Here is an 11,882-nt window from a genome sequence, read left to right as displayed (position 1 = left end):
CCGCGACTTTAGCCAGCCACTTTGGCGCGAGCCTCGAAGATCATGGCCCCAACGTCGTGCTTTAGCGGGCAGGTCCACAGACTGCCCGACGCGCCGGAAGCTTACGGGGCCATGATCACTCGCGCCAAAGCAGCTCCCGGCCACAGTCGCTACGCCGACCTACGTCTGATCCTTCACTTGAGCGCGAGAGGCCTGGTAACCAAGCCAAGCGGAACCCACTGTTCCGGAAACCCCGACAAGCGCTCCAAGTACCGCTGCAATACCGCCATCCATACCGCCATACTGTCACGTTCTTAGCGGTCCGGTGGCACGCTCGTGTCGCGGAAAATTCCATGACGTATTCATGGCGCACCCGCCACAATGACTGTCGTCAGCTGAAATTCATGCCACAACCGTGCATGCTGTGAGGACGACGGGACGCGTCTGTTGGTTCCCGCTCGGCAGACGTTGCCGAGCGAGTGGCTCTCCACAGAAAACCCTTCTCAGCCTGCGCCCCATTCAGGTACTCGGATGCGACTGGTCGGTGGTGACCGCGAGCGTCACGCCCGGGGGACCGCATACTCGGCTACAAAGGTGCACGGCGACCAGCCCCTGGGCGTACGTAGGCCTGCCCCGCAGCCGCCACCGGTAGGCCGTGCCGTCGATAACGATCCGTCGCGATCCCTTGCGGACCAGTGCCATCAAATGACCGACGGTCCCAGCTGACGAATGGAGGCTGGACTTCAGAAGGTCACAAGGGCGAAATGTCCCTTCTGGCGCGGTGCTCATCCGACGCCACGGAGCGAGTACGCCGAGAGTGCCACCGACTCCGGATGGTGTGAATTACTAGAGCCAAAGCAACAGCGCCCGCGATAAACCGAATCACATTCCAAGTAATTCCTAGGACCGCACGTTGCCCATCCGCCTCTGCAGCCAGCTGCATGGAGGTCTCGACAAGTGCTACGAGCGGAACAATCAGTCGGAATGGGAGACCGCCAACACTTGGAATTCGCGCCAGGTTACCCAAGAGCCCGACGGGTGCCCCAAGGATGAAAGCCGCTATTCCCCATACAAGTATACTGGAGTAATTTACCTCGCCGGTGGCGCCAGATTGCAGTCCGGCCGGGATGGTGGGGCTCAGGTCCTTGAATACATAGTATGTGACCACGCCGATAGCCAGCCCGAAAGAGGACAGCAACGCTGACTCGATTTTGGATCGGCTGAAATAGCCCACCAAGAATGCATAACAGACCCAGGACCATCCATCTGAAAAAACAACGTTTAGAGAGGCGCAAACGGGATTGCCCCATTTTTCGGTAAGGGGACCCGCTAGTCCAAGTAGAAAACCGACCCCGAGGGGCACTGTGAGCGGCGCAACACGAGTGCGCGGAAAGTGTGCGATTTCTTCTTCCTTGTTCCGTGAGTCACTCAAAGTAGGAGGTGGCGTCACTCGGATACTGCGCAGGCGAAGGAACAGACCCGAGTGGCGCACCGACTTACCTCACTTACCGAAAGGGTCACCGCGTCATGCGGGGATCAGAATCTACTCATCAAGACTGTAGAAGCTTTGGCAGGTGAAGGCACCGCCCCCTGTCCGGTTGGCATAGGAGGTCTTGCCAGGGGCCGCGTAACCGCTCCCCTCCTGTGAGCCAATCTTGACCGTGGAATGGTGAAATTTAGTGCCGTGGTAGTAGTTCGAGTAGCAGTATTTACCGTCGGTGGTCAGGTTGTAGCCGTAGCACCAATTTCCGCCACTGGCACCGATGCAGCCCTGCGCCGCAGCAGGAGAATTGCCTGTGTTGATCACCATCGCACCCCATTTTGAGGGGTTACCCAGTTCTGCGGGCGGCTTTGTCCCGTCACCACGCTTATGGAAGGTGACCTGGCCGATCTTGGAACCATCCGCGGCGACGACAGTGCCGTTCGCCGTAACGGTGGCGGCCTGAGAGGCGTCTGCGGCCGCCGGCGTAGCGAAGCTAAATGCTGCGAGTGCCACGCTCGCAAAGCCAAGAACGATCGATCTGCCGGATATCCTCACGGTATTCCTCCCCTAACTCCCCCAGTGGGAGTTTCAGTAATGATCTTGGGTCAGGGGGTGGGGGCAGTCAATAGCCTCGATAAGGACTGTCCGAAAATGGGCTGTCCGTTAAAGGGTTGTAGTACAGCATTCGGCAGGGTGTGGCCAGTTCGCCGTCCTTGAACTGGACTTTTGTGGGCCTACGGTACGGGTCCGAGCCTCGCGACCCGTACCGCATTTTCCCGACGTAGTGCTCCTCGTGAGATGGGGTCACGGGAGTCGATGTCGATGCAGTAGGCGTCGACATCGTCTCCGGCCGTGACGGGGTTGAGGTCTCCCGCTCGCAGCCGACAGCCGTTGACGGAGTCCGGGGCTCCTGAGCTGCGCTCCTCATGACGAGTGAGCCGGGCAGAGCCGCGAGACGGATGGCGAGGACCGTGGCGAGTTCGAGGGCCTCGGTGTCGTCGAGGTGGGTAGCACCGTGGGGGTCCGTGTCTGCGTGCAGGACGGAGACCAGCGTCTCCAGCGTGGCCGAGACGCCGTACACCAGGTGGCGGTGGCCAGGGTCGGCCGTGTCGAGGATGCGGACGAGGAAGTCTGGGGCGCTGGCAAAGGGACCTTGGCTGACGTTCTTTCCGCAGGCGATGAGGCGGGCCAGGAGTGTGGAAATGGAGCGCGGCGTGGCCTGCCTGAAGTCCTGGCGGATCTTCCGCAGGTCCCGCTGCAGCCCCAACCGCATGACGTCAATCGCCAAAGCCATTCTCACCCTGGAGCGGCAACGCTGAAGAGGCTCATTGATGCCGGATCCGTTGGGGCCACTTGGGACCACACGCTATGCGCACCAACACAACGGCAGCTCACAGAAACGGTGGCTCGTGCGCCGTGTGTCCTCCGACCGGCGGAAACATCTACCGCCATGCACAGGGGGGTCAAGTGCGCTGGAGCGGACGCCGACACGCCCTGACATCACCAGCTGACATCAACGTCGTCGGACGCTGGCGAACTAGGCCGATCCCAGGAGAACCGAGCGCTCAGCACGCGTACAGGTTTCCGCCAGGTCGCCCGGAGCCGAGCTCGAACTCCTAAAGCGGTGCTCAACCAGCCGTGGACTATCCGCGCACTCCTCCACCCTCAACTGCCGCGTGCAGGGTCGTGACCTGCCGCGTTGACCCGGTCCGAAGCGGCCTCCGGAGCCGTGTGCGCAGGTTCGAATCCTGCCGGGGGCACCCTGTGTGAGGTGCCCAAAGACCCCGTCACCAGCGCTTTCGCTGGGACGGGGTCAGAGCGGCTGTATGTCGGGTGCCGTGGACTATCCGTGGACTGGCCACAGGCCAGGAATCCGCAGGTCAGGGCCGGCAAATGCCGAGGCCCCCGCTTGACGAAGCCTTGAGCGAGGCGTCAGAAGCGGTACTTGCGGACGTCACAGCCCTGCCCAAGACGGACGGCAGAGCTGGACCGGGCCAGCGCAGGGTGAAGACCCTGGACGACATCAGTCGACTGGTCAGAGCGTCCAAGAGCCATCTCTGATGCACCTACCAACGCGCCTGCACCCACGATCAGTCCGTCAGGGCCGGGCGCCGGGCGGGCCGCACCACAAGCGCACCAGATGGGTCGGGGAACAGCGGGGAATCACGGTGAAACCTGTTTAGCCTGAGGAGGCTGCAACCGGGGCATTCCTCCAGGTCACTGTCCGGACGGGCCTCGAATGATCGCAGCTTCCCAAGCTGAGAGCGCGAGTTCGATTCTCGTCACCCGCTCCACGAAGAAGGCCCAGGTCAGAGACCTGGGCCGTTTTGCTGCGCGGAGCGGATGGGCGGCGTGCCAGATGCGCACCACGCCGCCCCACAAGGGCCGCGGCCTTTCGTCCACAGGTCGTGGACGGCGGAACGATGTCGGAACACCCGCCGAGTTGCACGTTGCTCTCGCCCTCGCCGCATGACCGGACAGGCCCGACGCCCACGTCGCCCTGCTTGATCACGGTCTTCCGCAACTCGCCTCAGGTGGAGCACTTTTGCCTCTGCCACCGATCCGGCCATGACGTCGAAGTCGCGGCCCGCTCCGCAAGCCCGGTGCCGTCGCGGTGTGTGAGTCCCGTCCGCAGGGAACACGCATTCAGATAGAGGGTCTGCACGGCCGCCCGCTGACGAAGCAGACGTCGTCCTTGCTCCGCGGTCGCGCGATCCGCTTCCGGCAATGGAGGAAGCGCATCCCTACCCACGGCCCGGTCTCAGCGGCTCCCGGGCGGCGCCGAGTCATCGGCCTCACCCTGGGGGAACAACCGTCATGACCACGCATTCCATCGTCCGCCCTCCGCCCTCGGAGAGGTCCGGCAGTGACTTCGCCCGGCTGTCGAGGAAGATCGCCGATGCCGGCCTGATGGGCCGCCGTCCCGGCTACTACGCACTGCGCGTCACCGTGGTCGCCGGGCTCTACGTCGGCGGGTGGGCCGCCGTCGCGCTCATCGGTGACAGCTGGTGGACCCTGACCGTCGCCGCTGTCCTGGCCGTCGTCTTCGGTCAGGTCGCCCTGCTCGCCCATGACGCGGCCCACCGTCAGGTGTTCCGCCGGCGCCGGGCCAGCGAGGTGTCCGGACGGATCGCCGGTGCCGGTATCGGGATGGGCTACGGGTGGTGGCAGGACAAGCACACCCGCCACCACGCCAACCCCAACCACCAGGACCTCGACCCCGACCTCGACCCCGACCTGCTGGTCTGGTCCCAGGACCAGGCCCGGGCCTCCACCGGGCTCCCCCGTCTGATCGGCCGCTGGCAGGCGTTCCTGTTCTTCCCGCTCCTGACCCTGGAGGGCTTTAACCTGCACGTGTCGAGCGTGCGGGCGCTGGCCGACCGCTCGCTCAAGCACCGGACGCTCGACGGCGTCCTGCTGTTCGCGCACTTCGCGGTGTACCTGACCGTCCTGTTCTGGCTGCTGCCCCTCGGTATGGCGATCGCCTTCCTCGCCGTCCACCAGTGCCTCTTCGGTGTCTACCTCGGCTCCCTCTTCGCGCCCAACCACAAGGGCATGCCGATCCTGAAGGGCGAGGACCGCCCGGACTTCCTGCGCCGCCAGGTGCTCACCTCGCGCAACGTGCGCGGTGGCCGGCTCACCGACATCGCGCTGGGCGGGCTGAACCACCAGATCGAGCACCACCTGTTCCCCAGCATGCCCAGCGCCAACCTGCGCAGGGCGCGGACCATCGTCCGGCGCCACTGCGAGGACCTGGGCGTGGACTACGCGGAGACCGGGCTGATCACCTCCTACCGACTGGCCCTCGTCAGCCTCCATCAGGCGGGCGCACCGCTCCGGGGGACCCGGACTCCCGCGTAGGAGCGGGGGTCCGGCGATGCCCGCGGCGACCGTCGGAGGCGGTGACGGCACCGCGCGACGCAGTGGGGGCCCGGGCGCCGATCGGCTCACCGGTCAGCGCAGCCGGTCGCCCCTGGCCCGTCGTCTGTCATCGCGGATGCGGTCCTGCCGGTCCCGGCGGCGGATGAAGTCGCCCGGTTGGAGATCACCGTCCACGAGCCGCCCGATCACGAGACCGACGATGCCCAGCCCCAGCACCAGCAGGAAGGCCCAGAAGTCACCGAAGTACGCGGCGAACCCCAGCGCCATTCCCGCGATCAAGCCCACCACGCCCCTGCTCATCATGTGCTCCTTTCGACGCACCGAGCTCGATGAGTCCGCCTGATCCGGTCCCCTTGCTCCGGTCCCGGCCGTCCTCCGGTCCGGCTCTGCTCCGGTCCGGCCGTCCCTACTCCTCCCGCCTCAGCGCTCTGCGGATGAGCAAGAAGGCCGCAACAGCGACCAGGGCGATCCCGATGAGGATCAGCGGTGTCCCGAGGAAGATCAGGACCGTCCCGACCAGGATCAACATCGACCCCACCAGGATCAATATCGTCCCGATGACGAGAAGGAACACCGCGAGGACGGTCATGGCTGCCTCCTGCCTCCACTCGACTCTGGCTCCCTGTCGTCCGCTTTGTAAACAATCCCTGGCGAAATGGTGCAATCAGGACTGCGGTGGCGGGAAGTTCCCCTTCTGTCCAAGCTTGTGTGCGAGGGCGCTTGGGACGACATGCTGCCCATGGCGCGATCGGCTCGCCATCGCCTCGGACGAAGGGAAGCGGAGGGCCGTTCCACGAGCCGGGGTCGGCGGGCATCGTGGTGGACCGCCGTCCGGGGATGCGCCACGAACCGGACAGAAGGTCCGCGCCTGACGGCATCGTGTCCTGGAGGCCGGCTGCCCCGGCCTGCGGACACCGGACGCGGGTGGGCACCGGCCTGTCGTGTGCGCGGCTGCGACCGGGGCCCCGGATTGCGGGTTGTGTTGTCGGTGCGGTCAGTTCCGCCCGTCGGGTGACGGGCCCGGCGAGCCTGCCGGAAGGGGGGTCGCTCCTTAACGGGCGCGCGGGCGGAGTCGCCCGCGTGCGCCGAGCCCGGGGCCCTCGGGGCCCTCGGGGCGGCGGGTGCCACTCGTCGTCGCCCTGCCACGGGCCCTTCGCCGAGCCGACGGAGCCGGTCCCGCGACAGGCATCCCGGTGCGGCCGTAATGGACGCCGGCCATACGGTCGCCGTGCTGCGAGTTCAGCAGGCGGATGAGGAACGCCCCGACCACGATGAGTCCCACGATCACGGCCACGGTCACAAAGGTCTCCACCGTCCTCACCTACCCCTCGGTTGCTGCCACACCGTGCCGGTCATGGCCGGCACCCGTGGAGGTGCGGCCGCGTCGCGGGACCTGTGCCCTCCTTCGGAGTCCCAGACCGCTTCCACGGCCCGGTCGGCGTCCCGCAGCGTCCGCAGGCGCCCCGCCTCCTCCATCAACCGGCTCGCGCTCGACGTACCGCGCGGGTCGCTCGCGGCGGCCATCAGCCATGCGGCCGAGTCGGGAGACGTCTGCGGCGGGACGACCAAGAGGTTCCAGCGGCCCAGGTGGTAGGAGAGCAACAGCAGTTCATGCGGGTCCTGCTCGTCCCGGAACCACCCCACGTGCACTACGCGCCCGGCGACTGGCACCTTGCGTGGGATGACCGGCCACTGGGCGGGATTCACCGTGACCCGGGTGATCCGCCCCCACAGCGGTTCCAGTACGGCGGTCAGGGACGGGAGTTCCGCCTCGAGGTCGCGGGAGCGGGGCCACCAGGCGCCGTCCAGCAGAGCCGGCGCGGAGCCGATGGGCGCCAGCGACAGACGCGGAGAGAGCGAGGGGAGCCGGTCATCGGCTTCGGTCGTCGGCGGGCGGGAAAGGGTCGTCATCATGACGCGAACCCTGCCCCGGGCCGACCAGGGTCGGCCCGGAATATTGAATCGCCGAAAACGACACGAGCCTGGAAGCCGGTGTTCGAAATATCCTCGGTAAATCCAGCGTACTCCTCGAACAGGCCCGACGGACCGTGCGGACGACGGAGGAAAGCTTTCATGCGTTCCTCCCCGGAACCGTCGTCCCTGAGGCAGGGATTCCGGGCGAGTTGCAGACAATTCGATTCGATACGGAGGCGGTGCGATCCGGGCTGTCGCCCTCTGGCCCCGGACCGCGTAGGCGCAGGCCAGGACGCCCGCACCTGCCCAAGCGCCGGCACTTCCCAAACTGGCAGGGCGAGTTCGGCTCTCGTAACCCGCCCAGGCCGAAGTCGCTTTCACGGAGGGGAGTCGTTGCGTCAGCCTGAGCCCGTGCCGCAGCAGGGTGGTCGCAGCGTCTCGCGCCGGGGGAACGACATGGCCACGCGACGTCGCCGAGCTGATCCGTGCCGCGGCGGGGGACTATCGATCCACTGGCGTGTCGGTCCCCCGATGCGCCCACGGGCTTCGGCGAGGGTTTCCCTGACGGAGGGGGTGGCATGGTGAAGGGTGCGGGAGACGAGGAGAGCCGGCCGGCGGCCGAGAAGGGATTCTGGCAGCTGGTCGTCGGGCAACTGGGCACGGCCCTGGTCGTGGTGGATCCCGCCGGAAGGATCCTCGCGGTCAATCCGGCGGCCGAGCTGCTGCTCGGCCGCGCCGCCCCGGCGATGCGCGGGGAGGACGCACACGACCTGCTGCACCGGGATGCGCACGGCGGCAGGATCCCCCGGGAGCAGTGCCCGCTGCTGCGTGCCGTGGCCGAGAGGTCCGAGGCACGCGAGGAGGGCGACGTCTGTCTGCGCGGTGACGGTCGCCTGCTCGCGATCTCCTGGTCCGCTGCTCCCGTGACGGACGACGGCGCCTTCATCGGCATGGCCGTGCTGTTCACCGACACCGCCGGCGAGCGCAGCGCGCGTCGGGAGCGTGCTGCCTACACACGTGCTCTGGAGGACCTCACCGAGCGGCTGACGCTGGTCGCGGAGATCACCGACGTACTCGGCCAGACCCTGGAGACCGATGAGGCCCTCGTCCGGCTGGGCCGCCTGCTGGTTCCCCGCCTCGCCGACTGGGCGGCGGTGGATCTCCTGGTCGGTTCCGGGCAGGTCCACCGGGTGGCGGTGACCGGTCCCGCGGGCCGGGAGGCCGGACTGGAGGGCGGGCGCCAGCGTCATACCGGGGCCGGGGAGGGAGATCACTCACCGCTCGTCCAGGTGCTCAACGGCGCTGATCCCGTACTGCAGCAGGAGGCGGCTCCGGCCGCACCGCCCGCCTCTCCCCTGGCCGCCGTCCACGACGACTTCCTGCGGACGGTGGGCTCGACGTCGGCCATCACGGTGCCGCTCGGCCCCCGAGGGCAGATCACCGGCGCCCTGACGGTGGTGCGCACGGACCCGGAGCACCCCTTCGACGGCGACGACCTGGACGTCGTGAGCGACATCGGCCGCCGGGTCGGCCTGGTCATCGACAACGCACGGCGGTTCGGCCGCCAGCGCGCCGTCGCCGAGGCCATGCAGCGCAACCTGCTCGCCCCGCTGCCCCAGCCCGGCCGCCTGCGACTGGCCGCCCGCTACCAGCCCGCCCCGGCCGGCTCCCAGGTGGGCGGCGACTGGTACGACGCGTTCCAGCGGAAGGACGGCACGCTCGCTCTGGTCATCGGCGACGTCGTGGGCCACGACCTGACCGCGGCAGCCGGAATGGCGCAACTGCACGGCATCCTGCGCTCACTGGCCTGGGACCACACCGGCCCGCCCGGTGCCGTCGTCGACCGCCTCGACGACGCCATGCCCGCCATCACCACCGTCCCCATGGCCACCCTCGTCCTCGCCCTGCTCGAAGGCAACCCGCACACCGGTCCCTGGACGCTGCGGTGGACCAGCGCGGGGCACCCGCCGCCTCTGCTGCTGACCCGGGACGGACAGGCGCAGTACCTCGAAGCGGGACAGGGAGTCGTCCTCGGTGTCCCTCCGGGCACCGGCGGCAGCCGGCCGAGCGCCGCGCAGTCCCTTCCCCCGGGTTCCACTCTCCTGCTCTACACCGACGGCCTGATCGAGATCCCCGGCAGCGACCTGGACACCGGCCTCGCCCGTCTGCGCCGCCACGCCCTCGCTCTCGCCCACGAACCGCTGGACACGCTGTGCGACCAACTGCCCGCCCGCATGCCGCCCGGCAGCACCGACGACGTGGCCCTCCTCGCCCTGCGTCTGCCGTCGCCGTGACCGCCGTGGCGCGGGACGGGGTGCTCAGGTCTCGAGGACCAGGGACGCGGAACGGGCCGAGCGGGGCCGTCCGAGGTGTGTCGCCTTCGATATACCGCCACCCCCAGGACCGCAGCGCCTCGACGTTCCTGTGGTCGGAGCGGTCACCAGCGTGACGGCGACGGCGGCACCGTGGTCGGTGAGCAGCCGTCTCTGCAGCCGCCGGGCGAGGTTCCAGGCACGGTCCTGGTTCTGCCTGCGTACCCGGGAGGGAACGTGGATCCCGGAGATCACGAAGAGGCGTCCGGAGGCGGCCAGCCGGAGCAGCCGCCCCGGAAGGTATCCGTCGAAGCCCTCCCACCAGGGGCCGTCGCCGCCTGCGGGGAAACCGTAGGCACAACCGGTCAGCCCGGTGGTCTCCGCGATCAGCAGCTCGAATCCCGGTCGCCGTGCGTCGGCCGCAAGCCGCCGCAGGAAGGCGCTGCGGGCTTGGTTCCACACCCAGGGGCCACCGCCGGACGTCTCCGCGTACAGATCACCCAGCTCCTGTAGACGGTCCTCGATCTGACGCCGGGTCAGCGGACGGACGCGTTGCCCTTCCCGGGGCGAGGAGCCCCGTTCCGGCCTCGGGCCGGGCTTCCGCGTCGCGGGCGGGGGCGCTTCCGACCGCGCCGCCACCGGGAACGGACGACGCACAACACGCGGAACGCCGCCAGACGTTGAGGCCGAGGCGGCTGACAGACCGCCGAGGAGCCGCGTCATGCCGTTCGATTCTCCGCGACCGTTGCCTCACCGGCAGGGGCCCCGCCGGATCCCGCCCGCCCGCCCGCCCGCCTACGACGGAACGGCGCCCGCCCGCGGCGGCGCCGAGCGCGTCGCACCGCCTCGCCGCCCGCCGGACCTGACCCGAACCCACCGCTGCACAACCCGTAGAAGGAAACGTCATGATCACCACAACGCCACCCCCACCGCCCTCACCGCCCACCCGCCCTCTCCTCCGCCTGCGCCTCGCGCCCCACAGCGCGCTGCCGCGTCGTCTCGACGGCGTGTGGTGGCCACGCTCCTACGACCTTCTGGCGGAGCTTCCGGAGCTGCTCGCCGCACTGCCACGCGCTTGGGGACACATCGCCGGCGTCACAGTGAACGGAGCGGACTGGTCCACGGCACCTGGCCGGATGCTCGTCGCCAACCAGGTCGTGCGACTGCGGAAGACGGCCGCAGCGCACGCCCCGGACACCGTCGTCCTGCTCGCCCCCGGCCACGGCCGCTGGGACCTGCTGGTCGTGCCGCCCGACACCACCGAGGAGGCGGCCGAACCGATCATGACCGCCGCACTCAGCGACCACGCCTGACACGCCAGGAGCAGCGTGGACGCGAGGAGGCCCCGAACAGGCAGGTGAGCACGATGCCCGATCCCGATTCCCGCCTCCGGCAGGTTTGCCGGCGGACGGTGCACACGAATCCATGCGGCCCGGAACGGCGCTCCCGCGGCTCACCACCACGCACGAACGCCGGAGCATCCTCGACGGTGCGTGGTGGCCCCGTTCCAGGAACCTCGCCGCCGAACTGCCCGGCCTGGTCAGCGCGCTGACCGAGCGCCTCGGCCCGATCACACGGATCGGCCTGGACTCCGCGGCCTGGGACGAAATGCCGACGCGAGTGACCGTCGACGACCGTGTGGTGCACATCGACGTCTTCTCCGTGGGCGACGACACCGCCGTGCGTGCGGACTCCGCCTGATGTTGTTGCATCTGAGCTGATGTCAAAGGCTGGTGTCGATCAGGATCTGCTGGGCCGGCTCGGGGTTGCCGGATCGGACCGCTTCTGTCATCGCGGCTCGCGCCGCCGTCGGCAAGGCCCGGTCCTCGGCGCTCGCCCGACACCCGTCGGCAGCTTCCACCGGACGATTTCTCCGAATGCGCATGAGCGAAGGCCCACGTGGCCGGCCCGTGCGTTGTCGCGCGCGAGCGGAGAGGAACGTTGCCCGCGGCCCGGAAACCGGTCTGTCGGATGTCGTGCCCTTGGCGTGCCCGTAAGAACGGAGAACTACGGTCAATTACGGTGCGATCCAAGCTGAAGGCATGGGGCTGCCAAATCGCGTAGGCGCAGGTCAGACACGACGCACCCCCGCAAGCGCCGTCGCTTCCCAAGCCGAGAGCACGAGTTCGATTCTCGTCACCCGCTCCAACGGTGGACCGGCCCGAGCGGGTCGAGGGTGTGGCTCCGGTGTGACGTGAGGAGCGGCGTCCACCGCCGCCCAACTCGCCCGTACCAGCACGACGTCCCACCCGTCCAGGGGGACTGCTTCCGTCTCTCTGCTTGGGCTGGCCTCAGCTTCGAAGCACATGCCT

At 68.3% G+C, this 11,882-nt stretch carries 9 protein-coding genes, 1 tRNA gene and 1 pseudogene; 6 read left to right on the top strand and 5 right to left on the bottom strand.

From position 1 onward, the window contains the following. Positions 1–1,522: 1,522 nt before the first annotated feature. Entirely contained in the window at positions 1,523–2,017 is a 495-nt protein-coding gene (locus FDO69_RS27885; RefSeq protein WP_138430200.1) for a lactococcin 972 family bacteriocin, read from the bottom strand. A gap of 593 nt (positions 2,018–2,610) precedes the next feature. Here FDO69_RS27885 and FDO69_RS27880 point away from each other — a divergent pair. The 3 genes and pseudogenes from FDO69_RS27880 to FDO69_RS27875 all read left to right on the top strand — a co-directional run. Further along, positions 2,611–2,781: pseudogene (locus FDO69_RS27880) on the top strand (IS5/IS1182 family transposase); the annotation flags it as partial. Positions 2,782–3,155: 374 nt separating this feature from the next. Then, a tRNA-Ser gene (locus tag FDO69_RS41020) sits at positions 3,156–3,222 on the top strand. 1,057 nt (positions 3,223–4,279) lie between these two features. Continuing rightward, entirely contained in the window at positions 4,280–5,323 is a 1,044-nt protein-coding gene (locus FDO69_RS27875; protein ID WP_104782996.1) for a fatty acid desaturase family protein, read from the top strand. Positions 5,324–5,416: 93 nt separating this feature from the next. Here FDO69_RS27875 and FDO69_RS27870 read toward each other — a convergent pair whose 3' ends face one another. The 3 genes from FDO69_RS27870 to FDO69_RS27855 form a co-directional block, all read right to left on the bottom strand. Then, positions 5,417–5,644, bottom strand: a complete 228-nt coding sequence (locus tag FDO69_RS27870) for a hypothetical protein (protein WP_104783301.1) — start codon at positions 5,642–5,644, stop codon at positions 5,417–5,419. Positions 5,645–5,750: 106 nt separating this feature from the next. Next, positions 5,751–5,933 carry a hypothetical protein gene (locus tag FDO69_RS27865; RefSeq protein ID WP_104782994.1) on the bottom strand — a complete coding sequence of 61 codons (183 nt, stop codon included), beginning with the start codon at positions 5,931–5,933 and terminating at the stop codon, positions 5,751–5,753. Between the two features lie 728 nt (positions 5,934–6,661). Next, complete coding sequence (locus FDO69_RS27855) at positions 6,662–7,258, bottom strand: DUF5994 family protein (protein ID WP_104782992.1); 597 nt, start codon at positions 7,256–7,258, stop codon at positions 6,662–6,664. A gap of 578 nt (positions 7,259–7,836) precedes the next feature. Here FDO69_RS27855 and FDO69_RS27850 point away from each other — a divergent pair. Continuing rightward, positions 7,837–9,552, top strand: a complete 1,716-nt coding sequence (locus FDO69_RS27850; protein WP_104782990.1) for a SpoIIE family protein phosphatase — start codon at positions 7,837–7,839, stop codon at positions 9,550–9,552. A gap of 24 nt (positions 9,553–9,576) precedes the next feature. On the opposite strand, the gene FDO69_RS27845 is transcribed toward FDO69_RS27850, so the two are convergent. Further along, complete coding sequence (locus FDO69_RS27845; RefSeq protein WP_234388146.1) at positions 9,577–10,032, bottom strand: hypothetical protein; 456 nt, start codon at positions 10,030–10,032, stop codon at positions 9,577–9,579. A 443-nt stretch (positions 10,033–10,475) separates the two neighbouring features. Between FDO69_RS27845 and FDO69_RS27840 the strand changes: the two genes are divergently transcribed. Further along, positions 10,476–10,883, top strand: a complete 408-nt coding sequence (locus FDO69_RS27840) for a DUF5994 family protein (protein WP_104782987.1) — start codon at positions 10,476–10,478, stop codon at positions 10,881–10,883. 112 nt (positions 10,884–10,995) lie between these two features. Further along, positions 10,996–11,271 carry a DUF5994 family protein gene (locus FDO69_RS27835; RefSeq protein WP_199838334.1) on the top strand — a complete coding sequence of 92 codons (276 nt, stop codon included), beginning with the start codon at positions 10,996–10,998 and terminating at the stop codon, positions 11,269–11,271. The last annotated feature ends 611 nt before the right edge of the window (positions 11,272–11,882 follow it).

This window comes from Streptomyces tibetensis, assembly GCF_007655005.1.
Classification (GTDB): domain Bacteria; phylum Actinomycetota; class Actinomycetes; order Streptomycetales; family Streptomycetaceae; genus Streptomyces; species Streptomyces tibetensis.
This window is presented reverse-complemented; position numbering and strand designations above follow the sequence as displayed.

Coding starts and splice junctions, on each gene's coding strand:
- FDO69_RS27835 (WP_199838334.1), top strand. CDS start 10,996: ATGCGGCCCGGAACGGCGCTCCCGCGGCTCACCACCACGCACGAACGC.
- FDO69_RS27865 (WP_104782994.1), bottom strand. CDS start 5,933: ATGACCGTCCTCGCGGTGTTCCTTCTCGTCATCGGGACGATATTGATC.
- FDO69_RS27870 (WP_104783301.1), bottom strand. CDS start 5,644: ATGAGCAGGGGCGTGGTGGGCTTGATCGCGGGAATGGCGCTGGGGTTC.
- FDO69_RS27840 (WP_104782987.1), top strand. CDS start 10,476: ATGATCACCACAACGCCACCCCCACCGCCCTCACCGCCCACCCGCCCT.
- FDO69_RS27850 (WP_104782990.1), top strand. CDS start 7,837: ATGGTGAAGGGTGCGGGAGACGAGGAGAGCCGGCCGGCGGCCGAGAAG.
- FDO69_RS27855 (WP_104782992.1), bottom strand. CDS start 7,258: ATGATGACGACCCTTTCCCGCCCGCCGACGACCGAAGCCGATGACCGG.
- FDO69_RS27875 (WP_104782996.1), top strand. CDS start 4,280: ATGACCACGCATTCCATCGTCCGCCCTCCGCCCTCGGAGAGGTCCGGC.